The following is a 23,588-nucleotide window of genomic DNA, read 5'->3' on the forward strand; positions in this document are numbered from 1 at the left end:
GCTCGAAGATCGCGGATGGTGGTGCGATGACGTGGTTCGCGCGCGAGACGCGACAGGACATCTGGGACGAAGCCATCGAGGGACCGCTCGGCGACATCGAGGCCGCGGCGCGCATTCGTGCGATCTGCGAGGCGGCGGCCGCGAGTGCGGCGGGGTCTGCGCGCAACGACAAGCGCGAAAGCGCGCGCTACGAGCGCGCGGCCAAGGTCGCGATGGAGATCGCGATGAAGATCTCGGACGGGCTGATGCGCGATGATGCGGTCCATCGCATCGTCGATCTCTGCATGGAGGCGGGCGACCTCAAGACCGCGCAGATCCTGTTTCGCGCGATCCATGCCAGCTGGATTCGCGAGACGGTGCAGCGGGATCATCCGACACTGGCGCAGTAAGGCGCTGGCCTAGAGCGTTTTCGAGCGAAGTGGATACCGGTTCGCGTAAAGAAAACGCGTCAAAACAAGAATCCAGAGCCCCGTTCCGATTCCATCGGAACGGAAATGGCTCTAAGGGCGTGCACTCGCAAATCCGGTACGCGAGGCCCGCATTGCTGGCGTCAGATGGCCGCCTCGGTCTGCGCGTCGAAAACGTGAAGCCTGGAACGCCGCATGGCAACGCGCAGCTTGTCGGCCACCCTCACCCTCGCGGTCGGCTCGACGCTCGCCACCATGATACTCTCGCCGACCTTCATATCGAGCAGGATTTCCGAGCCGAGTTGCTCGACCACCTCAATCACAGCATCGAAGCACGGGTGGTCGAGATCAGCGCCACCCGCCACGGTGAGGTCCTCCGGCCGCACACCGAGTATGACCTCGCGCCCGATATGGCCGCGCAGGCGCAGCGCGATCTCGTCCGGCAGCTTGATGCGCAGGCCGGAGTTCTCGGCGATCAGCGATCCGTCCGCCTCGGTCACCCTAACGGCGGCGAAATTCATGGCCGGGGAGCCGATGAAGCCGGCGACGAACTTGTTGGCGGGCTGATTATACAGTTCGAGCGGCTCCCCCACCTGCTGCACCACGCCGTCCTTCATGACGACGACCCGGTCACCCAGCGTCATGGCCTCGACTTGATCGTGGGTAACGTAGATGGCGGTGGTGCCGAGACGCAGATGCAGCTTCTTGAGCTCAACGCGCATCTGCACCCGCAGCTTGGCATCGAGGTTCGACAGCGGCTCGTCGAACAGGAACACGCGGGGGTGGCGCACGATGGCACGGCCCAAAGCCACCCGCTGGCGCTGGCCGCCAGAGAGCTGCCGCGGCTTGCGCTTTAGCAATTCGCCGATGCCGAGGATGTCGGCCGCCTCGCGCACGCGCTTCTCAATCTCGGGCCTTTCGAATTTGCGCATCTTCAGGCCGAATGCCATGTTTTCGTATACGCTCATATGCGGATAGAGCGCGTAGTTCTGGAACACCATGGCGATGTCGCGGTCCATGGGCGCCAATTCATTGACCACGTTGCCGTCGATGGAAATGTCGCCGGAACTGATCGCTTCAAGCCCGGCGATCATCCTGAGCGTCGTGGTCTTGCCGCAGCCGGACGGTCCGACGAACACCACGAACTCCTTGTCGCGGATCTGCAGATTGACGTCTTTGACAGCGTGCACGCTGTCAAAGAACTTGTTGATCCCCTTGAGGACGACCTGGCCCATTCGCTTCCACCTGCCTGCCAACGGCCTATGCGCAGTCTGCATGCGCGCTTTCGAATCCCCTTGATCCGTGGTGCTGTCAGCCCCTTCACCGATCCGGTCAATCCTGCGACGTAGTGTTCGACGAAAAACGAATAGGCGATAGCAACCGGTATCGATCCAAGCAGGGCCCCAGCCATCAGCGGTCCCCAGTAGAATACATCGCCGCGGATCAGCTCCGATGTGACGCCGACCGGCACAGTCTTCTGCTCAGGCGAGGAGAGGAAGACAAGCGCATAGATGAACTCGTTCCACGACAGCGTGAAAGCGAAGATGCCGGCCGAGAGGATGCCCGGGATCGCCACTGGGATGACGATGTAGAGCATGGCCTGCCAGCGCGAGGCGCCGTCAATGCGCGCGCATTCCTCGAGCTCCCTTGGCACAGCCTTGAAGTAGCCCATCATGAGCCAGGTGCAGAACGGAATAAGGAAGGTCGGATAGGTCAGAATCAGTGCCCAGGGCGTATCACCCAGCCGATAGTTGCGGATCATCTCGGCCAGCGGAATGAACAGCAGCGTCTGGGGCACCAGATAGGTGATGAAGATGCCGGTACCCAGGCTGCCGGCAAATGGAAAGTTCAGGCGCGACAGAGCATAGCCGGCGAACACGCCGCACACGAGCGAGATAGCGGTTGACGCGAGCGCGATGAACGTCGTGTTCCACAGCCACGATGCGAACAGCGTCTCCGCGAACAGGTACCTGACATGGTCCCAGGTCGGTTTCCAGGTCCAGAACGGATTGTAGTTGATCGCATTCCAGGGCCGGTAAAGCTCGCCGTCCGGCCGCACCGAAGTGATCACCATCCAGTAGAACGGGAACAGCAGGAAAAGCAGGAACAGCGCCATGGGGACGTAGAAGAACACCCACTTTCGCCAGATTGCACCTTCGATCATGGCTCAGCGGACCTCCACGCGGCGGATGTAGAGAAGCTGGATGATGACGACCAGAAACAAGACTGGAAACATTGCGAGCGCGATGGCGGCGCCCTCGCTCAACAGGCCGGTGCCGATGGCGATCTGATAGGCGTAGGTGGCGAACAGGTGTGTCGCGTTGGCTGGTCCGCCGCCCGTCATCACATAGACGATCTGAAAGTCGGCGAACGTCTGAATCACCGAGAACAGTACCACGACCATGGTCACGGGCAGCAGCAGTGGCCAGGTGATGTGCCAGAATCGCTGCCACGGCTTGGCGCCGTCGATGGCGGCGGCCTCGTTGAGTTCGGGACTGATGGTCTGCAGGCCGGCAAGCAGGCTGATGGCGAAGAACGGCACCCCGCGCCAGATGTTGACGATGATAATCGAGATCATGGCGAGGTCCGGATCGCCCAGCCAGTTGATCCGACCGGTGATCAAGCCGAAATGGTAGAGAAGCCAATTGAGAACGCTGAACGTCGGGTCGAACATCCACTTCCAGGCGAAAGTCGAGAGCACGGTCGGGATAATGAAAGGCAGCAGGATGAAAGCACGGGTAAAAGCCTTGCCGCGGAAATTACGGTTGAGCAGCATGGCCAGCCACAGCCCGAGCGCCAGCTTGAAGACGGTGGTCACGCCCGTATAGACGAAGGTGTTGTAAACGGAGGTGCGAAAGATCCCGTCATTGAAGATCTTGTAGAAGTTAGCGAGGCCGACGAAGTCGCCGGGCATACCGACGCGCGAGCTGGTGACCGACAGCAATATCCCTCGAATGAAGGGATAGGCAATGAACATGCCGAGCAGCACGATGGTCGGCACCAGCAGCACGAACGCCAGCCAGCGCTCGTCCTCGAGCAACCGTTGTCGCCGCGGAGGGGGCGCTTCGCGGAGCGTGGTGGCGGAAACCGCGCTTATCGCCATGTTCGATCCTCGTCGGCCGGAAGATCCCCTTGCTCCCCACGAAAAATGGGGAGGGGGACGGCTTAACCTCCGGCGTAGACCTTCTGGAGCTCAACCTCTGCCCTCTTCACGGCATCCTCGGCGGGCATGCCTTGGACGGCCTTTGCGTACATATCAATGATGATGTACTTGGTTACGACCTCGGCTGCCTTGCGCGTAGAGGGCCCTTGGTAGCCAGCGAAGCGCCCTGAGCGCGCCGCTTGCTTGTAGGGCAGCATGATCGGGTCGTCGCCCCACAGCTTGTGCTTTTCCCAATCTGTGGTCGGGCCGACCGAGAAGCCCTTCTGGGAGACGAACCACTTGTCGTAGACGTCCTTGGAGTGAATCCAGCCAAGGAATTTCTTCGCCGCATCCTGGTTCTTCGAATAACCCATCAGGAGGTTCGAGAACGGGACGTGATAGCTGAACTGCCCGCCGGGGCCCTTGGGCAGCGCGGCGTGCAGGATGTCGTCCTTCAGTTGCCCGCCTGCCTCCGTCTTGTAGGTATCCGGCTTGCGCAGGGACTCGATGTAGATCGAGGCGCCATTGAGCGTGGCGCTGCACGTCCCGGACAGAAAAGCGCGGTTGTTGTTGGAATCGTCCCAGGCGAGCCCGCCTTCATCGTGGGCATCCTTCCAGAAGGCCACCAAGAACTTCACCGACTCGACCGTTGCTGGGCTGTTCAGCACAACCGTCTTGCCGTCTGCTTCGACCTCTTTGCCGCCCCAGGACCACAGATAGGGGTAAGCGAAGGCAGGCGCATCGCCGAAGGTGTGACCCAGCGTTTGGCCGATGGGCCGTCCCTTTGCCTTCAGCTTCTTGCCGGCCTCACGATACTCTTCCCACGTCTGGGGAAATTTTCCATCGGTGTAGCCGATCTCGGCAAACCAGGATTTTCGGTATGCGATCTGCAGGCCAACGATGCACCACGGCACTGCGATCCATTTCTTGCCGTCATTGGCGACAGCACGGGATGTTTCGTAGAAGCCGCCCTGGCCCTTGCCGAGTTCCTCAGCGATGTCGCTGACGTCTATGACGCTCTCGCCGTAAAGTTGCCCCCAATTGTTGAGGACGCAGACGAGGTCGGGGCCTGACCCCGACTGGATCGCCGAGGTGACGCGGGCTTGGATGTCGTTGGCGTTGATGGTCTCGATATTGAGCTTTATGCCGAGCGCTTTCTCGCACTCCTTTGCGATTTCGTTGCGCAGAAGCTGATCTGACGCCGGAACGAAGTCGGTCCAGCGCAGCCAGTGCACCGTGGCGGCTTGCGCATAGGCGGGCGCCCTACCAACCGCCAGGATGCCGGCCATGCCGCCGGCAAGCGCGGTACCGCCCTTGAGGACGTTACGTCGGGTTACTGTCGTCATGCATCCCTCCTCGATGTGTCCGAGCTGATGCCCTACGGCCAGTCTTGCGCCGGCTTGGAGTCCCTTTCAGTCGATTACGTCTCCGTGGGTCAACACATGCGCGCGTTGATGCCTGCGCACTGCATTGGCTCGATGATCATTTGGTGGTGTTCCGCTTGCAGCGCCGGGGTGGCCAGTTCGCCGCGAACCAGGGGGCGTTCTTCGCGGTGCAGCGGCACGATTGCATCGCTCCCAATCGTAACGGCCATACGACCGGCGGCCTGGATCATGTCGGCGCTGCGGCGAGCGCTTGAGCCCTACCGTCATAACGATCCCTCCCGCGCAGCGACGGTATAGCCGCGGCCAAGCAGGTTTTCCCCGTCTTATATGAAGTTCGGTACCGGAAGCTGGCGCGACGTCATTCTCGCCCGTCGCAGCAGGAAATCAAGTGCTAGCTTTGACGCGGAGGCCACGGTCTCGATCCGTGAACTGGCCGGCGACCAAAAGTATCGCCCCCTTGGGCGGCGGACCGCGTGAAGGCGACTATTTCGCCAGCTTGCGCACGGCCTCGTCCACGCTGTGGAAGACGCGCTCGCGGGACAGGGCGTCGTACAATCTGAAGCGCTCGAACGCGTTCTGCGCGCGCACCGATTCCAGCCGCGCCAGCGCGACGGTGACGCCCTGTTCGTTGCACGCCTTGAAGATTTCGAGCAGGATCTGCGCGGCGGTGAAGTCGATCTCGACCATGCCGCTCGCTTCCAGCACCAGCAGTCGCGGCGTCGCGGTGCCGAGCACCTTGGCCACGTCGCTGCGGAAACCCGGTGCGTTGAGGAAGGAGAGCGGCGCCTGCAGCCCGATCACGGCAACACCATCGATGCGCTCGCCGCTGATGTGCGGATGGGCCGGCCACCAGATCGTGGTGCCCGGCACGCGCTCGAACTCGACCAGCCGCGCCCGCGTCGTGCTCCAGATGCCGTGCAGCAGCGACAGCACGATGCCGAGGAACGCGCCCTGCTGGATCGGCAGCACGATGATCAGCGCCGCGGTCGCGACGATCAGCAGGAATTCGCTTCGAGATTGACGGTAGATCGTGACGATCTGCTTGACGCGGATGATGCGCAGCGCGACGAACAGCAGGATGCCGCCGAGCGCCGCGTCGGGAACGTGTTGCAGCAGTCCGGTGCCGAATACGAGCAGCGCCAGCACGATTGCCGCGGCCGCAAGCCCTGCGAGCTGCGATTGTCCGCCGGTCTCGGCGACGATCCCCGTGCGCGGCGGGCTGGCATTGACCGGAAACGCGCCGAACAGGCCGGACAGCACGCTGCCGGCGCCTGCGCCGAGGAAGTCGCGATCGACATCGGCAGGCTTGTCGGGATCGGACGGGAACGAGCGCGTGGTCGCGGCGGTCTGCACCATCACCACGACCGTGATCACGAAGGCGAGCGACACTAGGTGGACCCAATGCTCCGGCGCAAGCTCGGGCAGGGTGAGCCGCGGCAGCGTGCCCGGCACCACGCCGACCACGCTGACGCCCTTGCTTTCGAGACCGAGACTGATCACGGCCAGCGTCGCGGCGACGAGCCCGATCAGCGCGCCCGGAATTTTCGCGCTGATTGTCTCGGAGACGAAGACCGTTGCGAGCACACCGAGGCCGATGCACAGCGTGAAGGGATTGCTGCGGCCGAGCTCGCCGGCGAGCACGCCGATGCGATCGAGTGTCGGCCCGCTCGGCGGCTTCAGTCCCAGCACGCCGGGCAATTGCGACACGATAATGTGGACGGAGATGCCGGCGAGGAAGCCGACCATGACCGGCACCGACAGGAGGTTGGCGATGCCGCCAAGGCGGAAGGCGCCGCCGGCGAGCATCATCGCGCCGACCATCAGCGCCAGCGCGACCGCAAACCCCTGATATTCCGGCGAACCGACCGCGGCGAGCGCGGCCAGCCCGCCGGCGAAGATCGGCGTGATCGTGGAGTCCGCGCCGCAGGACAGGAAGCGGTTGCCGCCGAGCAGCGCGAAGCCGAGCGAGCCGGCCATGAACGCGAAGAAGCCGATCTGCGGCGCAAAGCCGCCGAGCCGCGCGGTGGCCATCTGCTCGGGGATCGCAATCGCCGCCAGCGTCAGCCCCGCCATCAGGTCGCCCGGCAGTGAATAGGAGGCGAGCGAGCGGAACAGCGGCCATGCGTGCTCTTTTGAACTATTGGCGTCGGCGTCGTGCGGCATCGATCTGGAATCCCGGAAAGGCTGGTGTCGGTGAGTCCAGACTACAGCATTTCCGGAGAGGGGCAGATGATAACCGCGGCTCTCGTGCCCCGGATGCGCTCCGCTGCGCTCAAGGAACGAAGTGACGAAACTGCGCACCAATCCATCTCCGTCACCCTGAGGTGCTCGCCTCTTCGGCGAGCCTCGAAGGGCGACGGCCCGGCTGTCTCGGGGCCGCTCATCCTTCGAGGCTCGCATGGGACGCGTTGCGTCCCATGCGAGCACCTCAGGATGACGGAGGACATAGTGTCCTCCGTATCGCGCGCGTCCCCGTCAGTACCGGCCGCGGTCGTTGTGATAGTCGCCGCCGCGGCCGCCACCACCCATGCCCATGCCGATGCCAATCCCGATGCCGATGCCTTGCATGATGGCGCCGGGCGGCGGGCCGCGATCCGGCGGCGGTGCGCGCTCGTAGACCACGTCTTCAGGCGGCGGCCGGCGCGGCTTCGGCGGCGTCTCGACCACCTTGCGCTTCGGCGGGGTGTCGTCGACGCGCTTCTTGATGACAGGCGCCACGGCCGGGTTGACCGGGCTCGCCGGAGGCGTGGGCGTCGAGCACGGGCAGGTCGGCGCCATCGCGACGGCGACCGGAGCGGGCGCGGCCGCCGCGGCCACGGGCAGCGCATAGTTGCGGTTCTGCACGCGGAGCAGCAGCCGGCGCGCGGTTGCCGCGAGATCGCTACTGTCCCAGTTCGCGAGGTAAGCCTCGAACGAGGCGCGGGTGTTGATCGCGACCGCGCGCTCCCAGGCCAGCATCTGGCGCCGGCGCTCCACCACCGTGCGCAGGCGTGGCGTGCGGGCGTCCTGCGCGTACAGCTCGATATAGGCCTGATACGCCTCCACGGTGTCCTCAGTGATCACGAGCTCATAGGCGGCTTTCGGCTCCTTGCCCTGCAAATCCCGGCGCCACTCCGCGACGCTGCGCGTGCCGCCGGCGAGCGCCATGGCGGATGCGCCCGGCAGAGCCGGCTGACCGCCGCTCTCGCCGCCGAAGAACCTGAAATCGGTCGTCAGCGACGAGCTTTCCCAGGGGATCTGCCGTCCGTCGGTCGATTGCGCCACCGCGACACGGATGCGCTTGAACACTTCTTCGATCGGCAGATTGGGCTGCTTGGCAATGGTCAGCGCGGCCGTGGTGTAGGGGCTGTCGATGCCGTTGCCGTCCTCAGCTTCGGCGCCGGGCGAGGTCGAATAGGAAATGAAGGAGCCGGGCGCGCCGGCCTTGGTGTCGACGATCGCAAGCCCGTGGCCGGCGCCGCTGAGCGCGGGGAACGGGTTGTTGCGGCAGGCATCGAGCATGAAGATGCGCGCCCGCGTCGGCAGCGCGCCGAGCGTGTTGAGCATGTCGTTCAGCCGCACGCCCTGGAGCGGAATGTCGGCCTCCCGCTTGGGGTCGAGGTCGACGGGCACCAGATAGTTCTCGCCGTCGATCTGCAGGCCGTGGCCGGCATAGAACACCAGCGCGACGGTGTCGGCGCCGCTGGCGCTGACCTTGCCGGCAAAATCCGAGATCGCCGCGCGCATCTCGTTCTGACCGAGATTGGCCGCCGACGTCACGGTGAAGCCGGCATTGCCGAGCAGCTCGATCATGCCCTTGGCGTCGTTGGCGGCGTTGGGCAGTTCCGGCACGGTGCGATAGGCGGACTGGCCGATCACCAGCGCAAGCCGCGCTTCGGCCGCGGCATCGGTCGGCATCGTCAGTTGTGTGAGAGCAAGAAGGCCGGATGCAAGCAGCAAATTGGAAAGGACTGGACGGCGCATGATGTCACCTCCATCGGCAATGCGCGCGATGATGCCGCCTTTTCTAGATCCGTACCATGACGCCGTCTGTGCGCTGGCTCACGCTTGGCGTGCGACAAATCGGGCAGGATGTCTGCCCGGCCGGCGCGTCCGGCCGTAGCGCGTCACGGCAGTCCGCGGTCCCAGGGCGTCACAGGCGCAAAGCGCGCGGCGAGAAAGTCGATGAAGGCGCGCACCTTGGCCGGCGGACGGCGGTCGGGCAGGTAGACCGCATGCACCGCCGACGTCTGGATCTCCGGCTGGTCGAGCGGAAGCGCGACGAGCGCGCCTGAGCGCAGATCGTCGGCGATGATGAAGGTGGGTTGTCGCGCGAGGCCAAGGCCGGCCAGCGTCGCCGCGCGCAGCGCATCGCCGTTGTTGGCACGCAAGGTGCCGCTGACCTGGACGCGGATCTCGCCCTCGGCGCCGAACAGCCATTCCGCCGCGCTCGCCTGCTGCGAGAGCGTGTAGCCGAGGCAATTGTGTCCGGCGAGGTCGGCGACGGTGCGCGGCGTGCCGTGCCTGGCGAGATATGAAGGCGCGGCACAAACCACGAGGCGGTTCGGCGCGAGCTTTCGCGCCACCATGCTGGAGTCGCGCAAGCTGCCGATGCGGATCGCGAGGTCCCAGCCTTCCTCGGCGAGGTCGACGAGGCGATCGTTGAGACCGAGCTCGACGGTGACCTCGGGATGGGCCGTCGAAAATTCCGCGATCGCCGGCGCAATCTGCCTCGTGCCGAACACGACGGGGACGTTGACGCGCAGCAGTCCACGCGGCTCGACGCGTTCGCGCGCGATCGCGGCGTCGGCGGTCTCCATGTCGGCGAGGATGCGCTCGGCGGATTCCAGATAGCTCCGTCCGGCCTCGGTGATGGAGAGCCGCCGCGTGGTGCGGTGGAACAGCTTTGTGCCGAGCCGCGCCTCCAGCGCAGCCACATGCTTGGTCACCATGGTCTGCGACAGGCCCATGGCCCGGGCCGCGCCGGAGAGGCTGCCGGCCGCGGCGACCTTCGCGAAGACCTCCAGGCTGGTCAGGCGGTCGAGCAAGGCTATCTCACTCCACTGGTGTGAAGTATATTTCGAAAATAGCAGATTATCATCGAAATGAGAATAGATCATGGTGCGCCGCAAAGGAGACCCCCATGATCGATTCCCGTACCGCCCCTTACGCCGCACTGGTGCTGCGCGTGACCCTGGGCGCGCTGTTCCTCGCCCATGCCAGCCTCAAGCTGTTCGTGTTCACCCCGGCCGGCACCGCAAAGTTCTTCGGCAGCCTCGGCTTCCCGCCCGAGCTCGCCTATCTCATCATGACCGTGGAAGTGCTCAGCGGCGTCGCCCTGATCCTCGGGGTCTGGACCCGCTATGCGGCGCTGGCCGGAATCCCGATCCTGCTCGGCGCAATCTTCTCGGTGCACGGTGCGGCCGGCTTCTTCTTCTCCAATCCGAAGGGCGGCTGGGAATTCCCCGCCTTCTGGGCGATCGCGCTCGCGGCGCAGGCCCTGCTCGGCGACGGCGCCTACGCGCTGCGTCCCTCGCGTGATGTGCAGGCGGCGGGCGGCCAGCTCAGCGGCGCGCATTCGCGCTGACGTCACCGCATTCGCTCAGACCTTGCGAGCCGCGGGATCACGATCCCGCGGCTTTCGTTCGTCTGCTTCGTACGATCCAATCGATATGCGTTCGGCATTGATCCATACCTGAATTGGATCGATCCACCGCAATCTTGCATGGCAGGCCTTGTCGCTGCCGTGCGGCATGCGCGAAAACACCGATAAATAAAGGCGTTCCGCGTCGGTTTCCGCAGCGCGCCTGTTGCTCGCGCGATCGCGACGCCGCCGGCTGCATCCCTTGCCTGTGTCGTCGCTTTGGCCATACAGTCGAGCCAACACGCCGCGACAACGATCGCGGCTGCAAGAAGAATAATTGGGGAGAGACCGCACCATGACCATCGTGCCCGTGAACCGTCGCGCGTTCATCAAGTCATCGGCGGCGGTCACCGCCGGCCTCGTGCTCTCTCCAGGGATCATCGGCCGCGCCGAAGCTGCGACGCTGAAGCTGAAATGCTCCTCCTCGCTGCCGAACGATCCCAAATATGCCAACGGCCGCGTCTATTACGACAATCTCGTCAAGAACCTGAAGGGCAACGGGCTCGGCGAGCAGGTCGAGGTCGCCTTCTTCCCGGACAACCAGCTCGGCCAGGAGATCGACGTCATCAATTCCGTGAAGCTCGGCGTCATCGACCTCATGGTGTCGGGCTCGTCGATCTCGGCCAATCTGGTGCCGCTGGTCGGCACCTTCGACCTCGGCTTCCTGTTCTCGAGCTTCCCGCAGCAGACCAAGGCTTTCGATTCCGGCGCCGCCAAGCCGATCGAGGACGCGCTGCTCAAGGGCGGCAACATCCGCATCATCGCCTGGGCCTATAATTTCGGCTCGCGCAGCGTGCTGGCGAAGAAGCCGGTGAAGACGCCGGAGGATCTCGCTGGCCTCAAGATCCGCACCCTGCCCAATCCCGTCATCACCGAATGCCTGCGCCTGATGGGCGCGGCCGCGACGCCGCTGGCCTTCGGCGAGATCTACACGGCGTTGCAGGCCGGCGTGCTTGACGGCCTCGAGCACGATCCGCCGACGATCCTCGCCAGCAAGTTCTTCGAGACGGCAAAATTGTACGCGCTGACGCAGCACAATTTCTCGCCGCTCGCGATCTACTTCAGCGACATGACCTACAACCGCATGGATCCGAAGCTGCGCGAGGGCTTTCTCGATGCCGCGAAGAAGGCTGCGGTCGACACCCGTGCCCATGGCCTTGCGGTCGAGAAGGAGGCGCTGGCGGCGCTCGGCGAGAAGGGCGTGACGGTGGCCGAATGCGACCGCGAAGCTTTCAAGAAGCGCGTCGCGCCGCAGATCGAGAACTTCATCAAGGCGCGGCCGGAATCCAAGCCGGTCATCGACATGATCCGCGCGACGCAAGCCTGATGGCCAAGTCCCAATGGCCAAGTCCGAAATGGCGATGACAGCCGCCGTGCCGCTTTCGGGTGGCCGCCACGGCAGCATGACGCTTCTGCTTCGCGTCAGCGACGCGATCGCGGCCGTCCTGCTGGCCGCGGACCTCATCGTGGTCTGCGCCTCCGTGCTGCTGCGCTTCTTCTTCAACGCGCCGGTCGAATGGTCGGACGACGTCGCGCGCGGCCTAATGGTCGGCTCGGCCTTCTTCGGCGCGGCGAGCGCGCTCGCGCGCGGCGAGAATGTCGGCGTGTCCTTCTTCCGCGATCTGCTGCCGCTGCGCTTGCGTACGCTGGTGGATGCCGCGAGCGCGCTGCTGATCGTGCTGATCTCCGGCTACGTCGCCTATCACGCCGTCAAGCTGGGCTCGCTGACGGCGGGGCAGACCACCGGCTCCGGCCTGCCGCTGGAGCTGACCTTCTACCCGATGGGCATCGGCGCACTGTTCATGACGGTGTTCGCGATCGACCATCTCTGTGCGCGGCCGCTTCCTGACATCGTCAGGGGCCTCGTCGCGATCATCGTCGTCACCGGCCTCTATCTCGCCTGGGATTACCTGTCGCCGTCCTCGGTGCCGTCGGCGGGCACGTTGATGCTGATCGGCTTCTTTGCGACCCTGTTCGGCGGCTTGCCGATCGGCTTTGCGCTGGCGCTCGCGGCGCTGATCTTCATCTGGGTCGAGGGCGCGCTGCCCGGCGTGATCTTCGCCCAGCAGATGGCGCGCGGCATCGACAATTTCGTGCTGCTGGCGATCCCGTTCTTCATTCTCGTCGGCTACCTCATGGAAGCCAACGGCATGTCGGTGCGGCTGATCGAGCTGTTGCAGCGCGCGGTGGGGCGGATGCGCGGCGGCCTCAACGTCGTCATGGTGGCCTCGATGGTGCTGTTCTCCGGCATCTCGGGCTCGAAGATGGCGGATGTCGCCGCGGTCGGCTCGGTCTTGATTCCGGCGGCGCGCCGCTCGAAGCAGAATCCGGGCGGCGCGGTGGCGCTGCTCGCGGCCTCCGCGGTGATGGCGGAAACCATTCCGCCCTGCATCAACCTGATCATTCTCGGCTTCGTCGCCAACCTGTCGATCGGCGGTCTGTTCGTCGCGGGCCTGTTGCCGTCGGCGCTGATGGCGGCTGTCCTCATCGCGGTCTCCATCATCTTCGGCAAGCGGCCGACGGCGGCCGAGGACGTCGAGCCGCAGATGCCGGTGTCAGGCCTGTGGAGCGGCGCGATCGCCTCGTTCGGCCTGATCTTCATGATCTTCTTCGGCTTCAAGAGCGGCTTTGCCACCGCGACCGAAATCTCCGCCTTTGCCGTGGCCTATGCGCTGGTCGTCGGCAGCGTCGTGTTCCGCGAGCTCAGCTTCAAGACGGCCGCGCACAGTTTTGTCCAGGCCGCGACCAGGGCGGGTCTCGTGCTGTTCATCGTCGCCGCCGCGCAGTCGCTCGCCTTCACGCTGACCTTGCAGCAGGTGCCGCATGCGGTCGGCGATTTCATGCTGGGGCTCTCCAAGACCTCGGGCGTCTGGCTGTTCATATTGCTCGCCATCGTCGTGCTGATCGTGATGGGCTCGGTGCTGGAGGGCGCGGCCGCGCTGATCATCTTCGGGCCGCTGCTGTTGCCGGTCGCCGTGCAGCTCGGCGTCGATCCCCTGCATTTCGGCGTCGTGCTGGTCATCGCGATGGGCATTGGCCTGTTCGCGCCGCCGCTCGGGCTCGGGCTCTACGGCGCCTGCCTGATCGGCAACGTGCCGATCGAGCAGACGGTGAAGCCGATCATGGGCTATCTTGGCCTGCTGTTCCTCTGCCTGCTCGTCATCGCCTTCGTGCCATGGCTCTCGACCGCGCTGCCGCGGGCATTCGGCTACTGAAGGAGTTTTGTCGTGAAGGTTCTGCTCGCGCACACCCCGGAGATGCGGCGCAATTACTACGGCGATCGCAGCCTGAACGGCCTGCGCGCGGCTGCAGAGGTGATCCTGCACGAGAGCGATGAAACTCTGGACGCCGCCAGCCTCGTGCGCGCCGCCAAGGACGCCGACATCATCGTCGCCGATCGCATGACGGAAGGGCGCGGCGAGATCTTCGCGCAATTGCCGCGCCTGCGCGCGTTCGTCCGCTGCGCCGTCGACATCCGCAACGTCAACGTGGATGCGGCTTCACAGGCCGGCGTGCTCGTGACCCGTGCCGGCCCGGGCTTCGTGCAGGCCGTCGCCGAGCTCGCGCTCGGCTTCATGGTCGACCTCTCCCGCGGCGTGTCGCGGACGACGGCGGACTACCAGGCCGGCCGCAAGCCCGAGGCACGGATGGGCCGCCAGCTCGCCGGCAGCAGGATCGGCATCATCGGCTATGGCAGCATCGGGCGCTATCTCGCCGAGATCGCAAAAGTGCTGCGCATGGAGGTGCTGGTCTCCGATCCCTTCGCGACCGTTACCGATGCCGCGATCCGGCAGGTCGGTCTCGACGAGCTCCTCGCCGCGTCGGACTATGTCGTCTGCCTCGCCATCGCCAACGAGCAGACCGAGAATCTGATCGGAGAGGCCGCGCTGGCGCGCATGCAGCGGCACGCCGTCTTCATCAATCTCTCCCGCGGCAATCTCGTCGACGAGGCCGCGCTGGCACGCGCGCTGCGCGAGAACCGCATCGCCGGCGCCGCGATGGATGTCGGCCGCGCGCCCGACCAGATGCCGACGCCGGAGCTCGCCAAGCTGCCGAACGTCATCGCGACCCCGCATGTCGGCGGACTGACGCCGCAGGCGATCGAATACCAGTCGCTGGAAACCGTACGGCAGGTGGAAGCGATCGTGCGGGGCGAGGTGCCGCAAGGCGCCGTCAACGCCGAGCGCTGGACGCGCCGGCCGTGAAGCGGCTCTACAGCCGGTCCACCGCCCTGAACGTCCCGTCCTTCTGGATCACCGTCAGAAACACCTTCGGCGGCGTGTCGATCGTGCGCAGGCCGACGGTGACGATGCTGCCGCTGATGTCGAAGCGGCCGACGTCGTTGATGGCGCGCAGCAGGCTCGCGCGCGTCGGTTGCGGTCCGGCCTTCTCCAGCACCGCCGCGGTGAGGCGGCCGGAGAGATAGCCTTCGAGCGACACGAAGTCCGGTGTCAGCGTCGGGTCGAATGCCTGCTGCGCCGCCTGGTAGTCGGCGACGAGCTTGAGCGAACGATCCCAGGGAAACGGCACCACCTGCGAGACGATGACGCCCTCGCCGTCGGGGCCGAGTTCCTTGGCGAGCGCATTGGCGCCGACGAAGGAGATGTTGACGAAGGTCGGATAGGCGCCGCTGCGGTGCGCCAGCTTGATGAATTCGGCGCAGGGGCCGTAGGTCCCGACCATGACGATGGCCTCGGGCTCGGCGCGCTTGATCATGCGCCAGGCTGCGCCGACCGCGCGGGTGTTGCGCTCGAAGGTGCCTTCGGCGGCGAGCTCGAGGCCGCGCTTGGCGAGCGCGCGCTTCACGCCGGCAAGGCCGTCGCGCCCGAAGGCATCGTCCTGATAGAAGATGCCGATGCGGGTGAACTGGCGATCCTCGGTGAGGTGCTTGACCCAGGCCTCGGCCTCCGCGCCATAGCTCGCGCGGATGTTGACGACGTTGGCAAGCTCGAGGTCGCGCAGGAATTCGGCGCCGGTGAACGGGCCGATGAAGGGGATGTTCCGGGCGCTGGTGATCGGTATCGTCGCCATCGCGGTCGGCGTACCCACCGCGCCGATCAGCGCGAACACCTTGTCGTCCTCGATCAATCGCAGCGTCTGCGCCACGGAACGATCGGGATCGTAACCGTCGTCACGGCTTATGAGCTGGAGCTTGCGGCCGTGGACGCCGCCCCTGGCGTTGATCTCGGTGAACGCCGCGACGATGCCTTGCCGCATGCGTTGTCCGAGCGCGGAGGAGGGGCCCTCGAGCGCGGCCGCTTGGCCGAACAGGATCGCATCGTCGCTGACGCCGACCTCGCCGCCTTTCGCCGGCAGCAGGCTTGCTGCCAGCAATGCGATGGTCAAGGCGAGGCATGTCGCTGAGCGCGATCGTATCATGGGGATGCTTGCCGGGTGCAGGATGAGGCCCGCGCACAATAGTTCTGCAGGCTGAACAGGTCGCTAACCGGCGTCGCACCGATGATCCGTAAGACTCCGGGCAAAACCGGCAAGTTATTTCCAGTCTGCAGCGACTTGCAGGGCAGTCGTTAACTAAGCCGCGCATTGCGGGGCGCCCCTGTTCCGAAATTGTGCAGTTCTTAACCTCGATCCTTGTCCGATAGTGGTTCCGGCGGCTCAACCAGAAGTTCGGGCCGCCGCGGAATGGGGACTTGCGGATCAAGATGGGCGGCCGCGATCAGAACGATCAGGATCGAAAGCGTGTGATCGGATGGTGGCGTGCCGCGCCGCTGCTCGGGCTCTATCGCCCTGCGCTGGTGGCGGTCGCGGTCGGGCTTCTGTTCTCGGTCGTGGGCGCGGCCGCCGTCGCGCGATGGGAAAACCGGGTCAACAGGATCGAGTTCGAGAACGCGGCCGAAACCGAAGCGATCGTCATGCAAAACGGCATGGGCGAGTACATCTCCAGGCTCGTCGCGCTGCGCACGCTGTTCGAATCGACCAACGAGGAAATCACCCGCAGCGAATTCGAGACCTTCAGCGCGCGCCTGTTCGAGCGCCATCCCGGCATGTTGCGCATCGCGTGGCTGCCGCGCGTCAATCGCAAGGAACGCGCCGAATACGAGGCCGCCGCGGTCACGGACGGCGTGTCCGGCTATCGCATCAAGTCGCTCCAGGGCAATGCCTTCGCCGCCGCGCCGCAGAGCGACGAATATTTCCCGGTGTTCTACTCGACGCAGCCGAAGACGTCACAGGTCTACGGCATGGATTACGCGAGCATCCCGGAACGCCTTGCGGTGCTGGAGCGCGCCCGCGACAGCGATCGGGTTGCGGCCGTCCGTACCCGTCTCTACGAACCCAAGGAGGGCGGACGGCTGCCCGACGTGCTCGTCGCCATTCCCGTCTATGCCAAGGGAACGTCGCGCGAGACGGTCGCGGACCGGCGCCGCAATCTGGCCGGCTTCGTGGTCGGCGTCTTCGATCTGCCGCTGCTGATCCAGTCCATTCGCGTGACCACCGGAGCAAGCCCCGCCGTCAGTGTGAACGTCTATCCGCCCTTCACCGGCCAGATCGTCAGCCTCGAGGACATGCTGCCGGACTATTCATCCGCCGCCACCGCGCCGCAGTCGATGCGGGATGTCGCGCGGGTTCTGCACTGGTCGGGCGGTCTCAAGATCGGCGACACCGACTGGCAGGTGCGCGCCATGCCGACGGCGGGCGGCGCGCTGGAGACGGCCTATGATCGCGCGGTCGCGGTCCTCACCGTCGGCATGCTGCTCACGCTGTCGCTGTCGACCTATCTAATGCTCGCCAGCCGCAATTCGCGGCGGCTGTCGCTGGCGAACCGGCGGGTGCTCGAGCTCGCCCAGACCGACATCCTGACCGGCCTGCCGAACCGCGCCTTCTTCCTCGCCCGGCTCGACGAGCTCAACCGTCAGCTGAACGACAGCGGTGCGACCTTCTCGATCCTGATGCTCGACCTCGACCGCTTCAAGAACGTCAACGACTCCCTCGGTCACGGCGCCGGCGACGTGCTGCTGCGTCAGGTGGCGCAGCGGCTGAAATCCGCGCTGCGCGCCACCGACGTGCTGGCGCGGCTCGGCGGCGACGAGTTCGCCGTCATCCAGGAGTCTTGCGAGGATCAGCGCGCCTGCTCGACCGAGCTCGCGGGACGGATCGCCAAGCTCGTGGCGCAGCCGTTCCTGCTGCCCGGCCATCGCGTCGAGATCGGCACCAGCATCGGCATCGCGATCGCGCCGGATCACGGCAGCGACCAGGAGCAGCTGCTGAAGAAGGCCGACCTCGCGCTCTACCGCTCGAAATCGGCGGGCCGCAACTGCTTCACCGTCTACGACGAGGCCATGTCGGCCGAGCTCGAGGCGCGCAACACGCTGGAAGGAGACTTGCGCGACGCCATCGCGCGCTGCCAGCTCGAGGTGCACTACCAGCCCTTCCTCGATGCCACGAGCGGCGCGCGGCGCGGCTTCGAGGCGCTGGTGCGCTGGCGGCATCCGAGCCGCGGATTGATCCCGCCGGATCAGTTCATTCCGCTTGCCGAGGAGACCGGGTTGATCGTTCCGCTCGGCGAATTCGTGCTGCGGCGCGCCTGCGCGGATGCGGCCGGCTGGCCCTCCGACCTCGCGGTCGCCGTGAATCTCTCGCCGATCCAGTTCAAGGAAGCCGAGCTGTTCGAGATGATCTGCGCGGCGCTGGCGGATTCCGGCCTGTCACCCGAGCGGCTGGAGATCGAGATCACGGAATCGGTGCTGCTGGAGCGCGGCGTGGAAAACCTCGCCTTCATGGAGCGGCTGAAGAGCATCGGCATTGAGCTCGCGCTCGACGATTTCGGCACGGGCTATTCGTCGCTCAGCTATCTCACCGCGTTCCCGTTCGACAAGATCAAGATCGACAAGTCGTTCATCCGCAACCTCACGCACCAGCCGCGCTCATCCGCCATCATCTCCTCGATCGTGACGCTGGCCCGCGGGCTGGACATGTCGGTCACCGCCGAGGGCGTCGAGACAGCTGAGGAGTTCGAGCGGCTGAGGGCACTCGGCGTCAACTTTGTCCAGGGCTATCTGTTCGGGCGTCCGCAGCCGGTCGACGAGATCGAGCTTGGTGTTGAATCCTCCCAACTCGACGCCGCCTGAGCGCTCGCCTCGTCCTTCGAGACGGCCGCTTCGCGGCCTCCTCAGGATGAGGCTAAGCGGCATCGCTGGCTGTTGAAACTGTAGCCGCGCACTCTGTCCTCATCCTGAGGAGCCCGCGAAGCGGGCGTCTCGAAGGATGGGCGGCAGCGAAACCACGCTCAACTGCGATTGCGCTGCCGCTCTGGGGGCATGCGCGAAAAGCGCTTGACCCGGACACCCTCAGATGGTCCGAAGGATCGTCTAGGGATGAAATAGAAAAATGCGGCTTCCGTTCTTCTACGGCTGGGTCGTGGTCGCCGTGACGTTCGTCACCATGGCCATCGGCGTCAACGCGCGCACCGCCTTCTCGTTGTTCTTTCCGCCGATCATCTCCGAATTCGGCTGGGAGCGCGGCATCACTGCGGGCGCCTTCTCCTTCGGCTTCGTGGCCTCCGGCGTTGCGAGCCCGCTGATCGGCCGCCTGATGGATCGCGCCGGTCCGCGCGCGGTGATGGAGCTCGGCGTCGTGCTGATGGGCGGCGGGCTGCTGCTGGCGCCGCTGACCAGCCAGCCCTGGCATCTCTATCTCACCATCGGCGTCATGGTCGGCGCCGGCAGCGTCTGTCTCGGCTATTCCGGCCAGTCGCTGTTCCTGCCGAACTGGTTCATCCGCAAGCGCGGCTTTGCCATCGGCATCGCCTTCGCCGGCGTCGGCATCGGCTCGGTGACGCTGCTGCCATGGGTGCAGCACATGATCGAGCAGACCGGCTGGCGCACCGCCTGCACCGCGATGGGCCTGCTCGTCCTGATCGCGCTGGCGCCGATCAATCTGCTGCTGCACAAGCGCCCCGAGGATATCGGCCTTCAGCCGGACGGCGATGCGGCACCTAGCGCAGGCACGGCAAAACCGATCTCCAACGTGGTCGATCCGGTCTGGGTCAATACCGACTGGACGCTGAAACGCGCCGTCGCGACCGCGCGGTTCTGGTGGATCGCGGTCGGCTATTTCTCCGGCCTGTACATCTGGTACGCCGTGCAGGTGCATCAGACGAAATTCCTGCTCGATATCGGCTTCAGCCCCGGTGTCGCGGTGTGGGCGCTCGGCATCGTCAGCCTGCTCGGCATTCCCGGCCAGATATTGCTCGGCCATGTCTCCGACCGCATCGGGCGCGAGTGGGTCTGGGCGATCAGCTGCGCGGGTTTTGCGATCTGTTTCGCGGCGCTGATCGCGCTCAAGTTCCAGCCGTCGCTCTGGCTGGTCTACGTCATGGTGTTCACGCAAGGCGCGCTCGGCTATGGCCTCACTTCGATCATGGGCGCGGTGGTGTTCGAGATTTTCCAGGGCAGGCACCAGGGCAGCATCTTCGGCACCATCATGCTCGCCGCATTGGCGGGCGGTGCGGCCGGTCCCTGGGTAACCGGCTTCCTCTACGATCGCGCCGGCGACTACACGCTCGCTTTCGGCATTGCGATGGTCGTGAGCGGCTTGTCGGCGCTCTCGATCTGGCGGGCGTCGCCGGGCAAGGTGCGCGCCGTGGCCGGGCGGCTGCCGTATCGCGCCACTGAACGAGATAAGCCCTAATGTTCAGCCAATTCTGCGCTGAGTGCCCTGGCGGCGAGCAGATCTGACGTTTCGAATCCTTCCGTAAACCATCCGTACGTTGAGGCAAGGAGGGCTCGCGCCTCGATAAGTCTGCCTTCGTCGAGCCAAAGTCGGGCCAGACTCATGGCCGCACGCAGCTCGAACGACTTCGCGCCTTGCCTGCGTGCCACATCAAGTGCGGTTTGCAAACAAGCCTCGACCTCATCCGCCGAAGCTCCACGAATGCGCCGCAGTTCGCCATCGATGCGTGCAACTTCTGCCTCCCACATATGTTCGCCATTGCGAGCGGCGAGGTCCTTTGCTTCTGCCAGCGCCGTGAGCCCTTTCTCGCCATCACCGAGTTGCAAATAGTTTGATGCCAGCATGCACAGGTAGCGGACTTGGTACCAGCTGGCTCCGAGCCCGCCCCGATCGTTCAAACCTTTGCGCATGAGCGCCAGGCCACCCTCCGCATCACCTTCCTGCGCCATTACCCAGCCCCGAAGGATGAGGCCGCTCAACCGCCAGTAGTTCAAGCTATGCTGATCGGCGAGGTTGATGATGGCGTCGGCGTGCGCATGCACCGCCGCCACGTCGCCCATCAGCTCCGCAGGTCCCGCTCCGCCATAAACGGCGACGTGGGCGGTAAGGTTCGTCTGGTTCAGCTCCGCAGCGTACTCAAGCGCCGCGCGGCTTGTTCTCAGGGCCTGGTCGGGATAGCCAAGGATCCAAAGCACGATGGCCAGGTAGGGTAACGCGGAGGCCTTCGGGTCATGGACATAGTGCACCGGCGCCGGCCGATGGGTGTCCGGGTCATAGCGGCTCAAGATCGTCTCGAACTCGGAGTGGGCCGTAGGAAAGTCACCCGCGTGCATGGCTGTCAGAGCCCGCATGCGATGCGCACCCAATTCCAGTGCCGCGTCCCTGGTGCGCTCGGCGGCGAGGCGTGCCTCGCCAACCAGCCTCTGCATGGCGCCGTAGTCGCCTCTCACGAAATGAAAAATAAACTTGCCGCTGAGTGTGGCGAACAATGCATCGGTGTCATCGAGCTCGTGGCAGAGCGCATGAGCCCTGCTGAAGGCAGTGCCAAGCTGAGGAGCCGTGTATCCGTGAATTGCAATCAGCGGACCTCCAATCGCCGTCTGGAGCGCGAGTTCTTGGCGATCCCGCTCCAGCCCTTTGGGACAGGCGTTGAGCGCCTGCAGCCCTCTTGTGAGATGAGTGATTGCTTCGAGATTGGCGGAGCGCCCGGCCGCATTTCGGCCGGCCTGCAGCCAATAGCCGACCGCGTTGGCCGCCAGGCCGGCCTCTGCAAGATGTAAAGCTATCGTCTCCGGCTCCATCTCCGCACGGGCAGGATAATGTTCTTTCAGAGCTGCGGCGATACGAGTGTGGATCTGCTGTCGCTTGCTCTTCAGCAGACTCTCGTGCGCGATGTCCTGTACCAGCGCATGTTTGAAGCTGTAGCCGATATCCGGAGGCACTCCACGCCGGAAGATGAGTTCCGCCTCCAGGAGTTCATTGATGGCGCGCTGGAGGGCATCTTCGTCGAGCGGCGTTACGGCCTTCAAAAGGTTATGTCCAAACTCACGCCCAATGCAGGCTGCGATCTGGGCGACCTCCTTAACGGGCGCCAACCGGTCAAGACGGGCCATCAACGAATCCTGGAGCGTTGTCGGGATCGCCAGCGGCGGCAAAGGACCTATAAGCTCATAGCAGCTCCCCCGATCCTTAAGCAGCCCGGATTCGAGGACGGTCTTGGTGAGCTCCTCGACGAACAACGGCACGCCGTCCGTCTTGGCCAAGATCTGCTCGAGCACCTCCTGCGGAAGCATCTTGCCGCCGGCTATCCGGTCGACCACGGCAGTGCCTTGCCTGCGCCCCAGCCGGCTCAAAAAGATTGCTGCCACGTGTCCATGCGCCGTCCAGCGCGGAACGAATTCCGATCGGAAAGTAACAACCATCAGGATCGAGTGGCGCTGCACCTCGTCAACAGCACGATCAATGAGTTCGAGCGTGGTTGGATCGGCCCAGTGGACGTCCTCGTAAATGGCAAGAACCGGTTGCTTTGCCGCCAAGCCCTTTATCTGCTCCAGCAAAGCCTGGAACGTTCGTTCCTTCTTTTGGTGTGGACTAAGCTCCAACGGAGAGTAGCGCTTGCCTGTCGGGATGGCCAATAGGTCCGCGAGAACCGGTGCGCTGTCACGCACGTCGTCTGTCGCAAGAGTGAGCATCGCCTCGAGGTTATCGAGCTGTTCTTCGGAAGGGTCCTCTCGCCGTATTCCCGCTGCCCGTTCAAGGAGCCCCACGATAGGATACAAGGCGCTGTTGGTATGGAACGGCGAACAGAAATGGCTGAGGCGTGTGTGCGGCACGCCTGAAAGCCGGTCGCGTAGCGCTCGCACGAGGTGGGATTTGCCGATGCCGGGTTCGCCGCCGAGCAGGACGATCTGTCCCTCTCGCCCTTTCGCCTGTTCCCAGCGGTCCAGGAGAAGTGCGAGTTCCTGGTCGCGTCCGACCAGAGCGGTCGTCGACATCCCGTGCTGGGCGTCAAATCGACTCTCGGCCGCGCCCTCGCCGGTGACGAGCCACGCCCGCAACGGTCCAGGGAAACCCTTGAGAGGCACCATCCCCAGGTCCTGGTATATGAAGGCTTCTCCGATCAGGCGGCGCGTTGAATCGGCGATGACAACGCCGCCGGGCTCGGCGAGCCCTTGCAAGCGGGCGGCCAGGTTCGGGGTCTCTCCGATGACCGACCGCTCGCGGGCTTCTCCCTCGCCAACCAGTTCGCCGACGACGACCAGACCGGTTGCGATGCCAACGCGAGCCGCAAGTGCTGCACCAGTCGGCTCGGTAAGGGCCGCGACCGCCTTGGATATCCGAAGCCCGGCGCGAACTGCACGCTCTGCCTCATCTTCATGTGCGCGCGGCCAGCCGAAGTAGGCGAGAACGCCGTCCCCCAGGAACTTGGCAACGTGGCCCTCGAACCGGGTGATCTCGCTCGCGACCGTGTTGTGGTAGGCCCGTATCAGGTCCCGCACCTCCTCAGGGTCACGTCCCGAGGCGAGCGCAGTCGAGCCGACCAGATCGACGAACATGACTGTGAGCTGTCGCCGGTCTGCTTCCGACGGCAGTGGCGGTTTTGGCTGCTCGGCCGAAGCGCCCTTCACAGGTATGGGACCGCTCGGCAGGGCGAGCGAGTGAATTGCCTTCAGCACCGTCTTGCGCGGGCCGAGCGGTAAACCAAGCTCCCGCAGGTCGTCCTCGGTCAGCTCTGGCAGGACCTCAGGCGTGACTTCCGCATCCTGGAAGGCCTGGGAGTAACGCTCCAGCCCAAGACCACGAAGCCATTCCGCGATGTTCACGCGACGCCTCCTCGCTTG

General features: G+C 65.0%; 17 protein-coding genes. 7 read left to right on the forward strand and 10 right to left on the reverse strand.

What is annotated here, in order from left to right:
* Positions 1-26 precede the first annotated feature (26 nt).
* Positions 27-389, forward strand: a complete 363-nt coding sequence (locus tag ACVJ19_RS19120; protein WP_453950569.1) for a hypothetical protein — start codon at positions 27-29, stop codon at positions 387-389.
* Between the two features lie 161 nt (positions 390-550).
* Here ACVJ19_RS19120 and ACVJ19_RS19125 read toward each other — a convergent pair whose 3' ends face one another.
* From ACVJ19_RS19125 to ACVJ19_RS19160, 8 genes are all read right to left on the reverse strand, one after another.
* Positions 551-1,597 carry an ABC transporter ATP-binding protein gene (locus ACVJ19_RS19125; RefSeq protein ID WP_456739527.1) on the reverse strand — a complete coding sequence of 349 codons (1,047 nt, stop codon included), beginning with the start codon at positions 1,595-1,597 and terminating at the stop codon, positions 551-553.
* A complete protein-coding gene (locus ACVJ19_RS19130; protein ID WP_456739412.1) occupies positions 1,498-2,571 on the reverse strand; it encodes a carbohydrate ABC transporter permease in 1,074 nt (357 codons plus the stop codon). Before ACVJ19_RS19130 ends, ACVJ19_RS19125 begins: the two co-directional genes overlap by 100 nt.
* A gap of 3 nt (positions 2,572-2,574) precedes the next feature.
* A complete protein-coding gene (locus ACVJ19_RS19135) occupies positions 2,575-3,417 on the reverse strand; it encodes a carbohydrate ABC transporter permease (RefSeq protein WP_453950572.1) in 843 nt (280 codons plus the stop codon).
* A 155-nt stretch (positions 3,418-3,572) separates the two neighbouring features.
* Entirely contained in the window at positions 3,573-4,838 is a 1,266-nt protein-coding gene (locus ACVJ19_RS19140) for an ABC transporter substrate-binding protein (protein WP_453950573.1), read from the reverse strand.
* Positions 4,839-4,984: 146 nt separating this feature from the next.
* A complete protein-coding gene (locus ACVJ19_RS19145; protein ID WP_453950574.1) occupies positions 4,985-5,164 on the reverse strand; it encodes a hypothetical protein in 180 nt (59 codons plus the stop codon).
* A 253-nt stretch (positions 5,165-5,417) separates the two neighbouring features.
* Positions 5,418-7,097 (reverse strand): SulP family inorganic anion transporter, encoded by a 1,680-nt coding sequence (locus ACVJ19_RS19150; RefSeq protein WP_453950575.1) that lies wholly within the window; start codon positions 7,095-7,097, stop codon positions 5,418-5,420.
* A gap of 312 nt (positions 7,098-7,409) precedes the next feature.
* The gene (locus ACVJ19_RS19155; protein WP_453950576.1) at positions 7,410-8,897 is read right to left on the reverse strand and encodes a caspase family protein; all 1,488 of its coding nucleotides are present in this window, start codon (positions 8,895-8,897) and stop codon (positions 7,410-7,412) included.
* Positions 8,898-9,040: 143 nt separating this feature from the next.
* Positions 9,041-9,961 carry a LysR family transcriptional regulator gene (locus tag ACVJ19_RS19160; RefSeq protein ID WP_453950577.1) on the reverse strand — a complete coding sequence of 307 codons (921 nt, stop codon included), beginning with the start codon at positions 9,959-9,961 and terminating at the stop codon, positions 9,041-9,043.
* Between the two features lie 95 nt (positions 9,962-10,056).
* Between ACVJ19_RS19160 and ACVJ19_RS19165 the strand changes: the two genes are divergently transcribed.
* From ACVJ19_RS19165 to ACVJ19_RS19180, 4 genes are all read left to right on the forward strand, one after another.
* Positions 10,057-10,500 carry a DoxX family protein gene (locus ACVJ19_RS19165; RefSeq protein ID WP_018640888.1) on the forward strand — a complete coding sequence of 148 codons (444 nt, stop codon included), beginning with the start codon at positions 10,057-10,059 and terminating at the stop codon, positions 10,498-10,500.
* 352 nt (positions 10,501-10,852) lie between these two features.
* Positions 10,853-11,884, forward strand: coding sequence for a TRAP transporter substrate-binding protein (locus ACVJ19_RS19170; RefSeq protein ID WP_453950578.1), 1,032 nt, complete (start codon positions 10,853-10,855; stop codon positions 11,882-11,884).
* A gap of 34 nt (positions 11,885-11,918) precedes the next feature.
* Positions 11,919-13,772 (forward strand): TRAP transporter large permease, encoded by a 1,854-nt coding sequence (locus ACVJ19_RS19175; protein WP_453955162.1) that lies wholly within the window; start codon positions 11,919-11,921, stop codon positions 13,770-13,772.
* A 12-nt stretch (positions 13,773-13,784) separates the two neighbouring features.
* The gene (locus ACVJ19_RS19180) at positions 13,785-14,762 is read left to right on the forward strand and encodes a hydroxyacid dehydrogenase (RefSeq protein ID WP_453950579.1); all 978 of its coding nucleotides are present in this window, start codon (positions 13,785-13,787) and stop codon (positions 14,760-14,762) included.
* 7 nt (positions 14,763-14,769) lie between these two features.
* Here ACVJ19_RS19180 and ACVJ19_RS19185 read toward each other — a convergent pair whose 3' ends face one another.
* Complete coding sequence (locus ACVJ19_RS19185; protein WP_453950580.1) at positions 14,770-15,936, reverse strand: ABC transporter substrate-binding protein; 1,167 nt, start codon at positions 15,934-15,936, stop codon at positions 14,770-14,772.
* Between the two features lie 284 nt (positions 15,937-16,220).
* On the opposite strand from ACVJ19_RS19185, the gene ACVJ19_RS19190 reads away from it, so the two are divergent.
* Together ACVJ19_RS19190 and ACVJ19_RS19195 are read left to right on the forward strand one after the other, a co-directional pair.
* A complete protein-coding gene (locus tag ACVJ19_RS19190) occupies positions 16,221-18,644 on the forward strand; it encodes a bifunctional diguanylate cyclase/phosphodiesterase (protein ID WP_453955163.1) in 2,424 nt (807 codons plus the stop codon).
* Positions 18,645-18,903: 259 nt separating this feature from the next.
* A complete protein-coding gene (locus ACVJ19_RS19195; RefSeq protein WP_453950581.1) occupies positions 18,904-20,205 on the forward strand; it encodes an MFS transporter in 1,302 nt (433 codons plus the stop codon).
* Here ACVJ19_RS19195 and ACVJ19_RS19200 read toward each other — a convergent pair.
* Positions 20,202-23,570, reverse strand: coding sequence for an AAA family ATPase (locus tag ACVJ19_RS19200; RefSeq protein WP_453950582.1), 3,369 nt, complete (start codon positions 23,568-23,570; stop codon positions 20,202-20,204). The two genes, ACVJ19_RS19195 and ACVJ19_RS19200, sit on opposite strands and share 4 nt — an antisense overlap.
* Between the last annotated feature and the right edge of the window lie 18 nt (positions 23,571-23,588).

The organism is Bradyrhizobium sp. USDA 376, assembly GCF_054063675.1.

Bases quoted from the DNA above. Each gene is read 5' to 3' on its own strand.
- ACVJ19_RS19120 (WP_453950569.1), top strand. From the start codon at position 27: ATGACGTGGTTCGCGCGCGAGACGCGACAGGACATCTGGGACGAAGCC.
- ACVJ19_RS19140 (WP_453950573.1), bottom strand. From the start codon at position 4,838: ATGGCCGGCATCCTGGCGGTTGGTAGGGCGCCCGCCTATGCGCAAGCC.
- ACVJ19_RS19175 (WP_453955162.1), top strand. From the start codon at position 11,919: ATGACAGCCGCCGTGCCGCTTTCGGGTGGCCGCCACGGCAGCATGACG.
- ACVJ19_RS19150 (WP_453950575.1), bottom strand. From the start codon at position 7,097: ATGCCGCACGACGCCGACGCCAATAGTTCAAAAGAGCACGCATGGCCG.
- ACVJ19_RS19170 (WP_453950578.1), top strand. From the start codon at position 10,853: ATGACCATCGTGCCCGTGAACCGTCGCGCGTTCATCAAGTCATCGGCG.
- ACVJ19_RS19145 (WP_453950574.1), bottom strand. From the start codon at position 5,164: ATGATCCAGGCCGCCGGTCGTATGGCCGTTACGATTGGGAGCGATGCA.
- ACVJ19_RS19155 (WP_453950576.1), bottom strand. From the start codon at position 8,897: ATGCGCCGTCCAGTCCTTTCCAATTTGCTGCTTGCATCCGGCCTTCTT.
- ACVJ19_RS19185 (WP_453950580.1), bottom strand. From the start codon at position 15,936: ATGATACGATCGCGCTCAGCGACATGCCTCGCCTTGACCATCGCATTG.
- ACVJ19_RS19195 (WP_453950581.1), top strand. From the start codon at position 18,904: ATGCGGCTTCCGTTCTTCTACGGCTGGGTCGTGGTCGCCGTGACGTTC.
- ACVJ19_RS19190 (WP_453955163.1), top strand. From the start codon at position 16,221: ATGGGCGGCCGCGATCAGAACGATCAGGATCGAAAGCGTGTGATCGGA.
- ACVJ19_RS19165 (WP_018640888.1), top strand. From the start codon at position 10,057: ATGATCGATTCCCGTACCGCCCCTTACGCCGCACTGGTGCTGCGCGTG.
- ACVJ19_RS19130 (WP_456739412.1), bottom strand. From the start codon at position 2,571: ATGATCGAAGGTGCAATCTGGCGAAAGTGGGTGTTCTTCTACGTCCCC.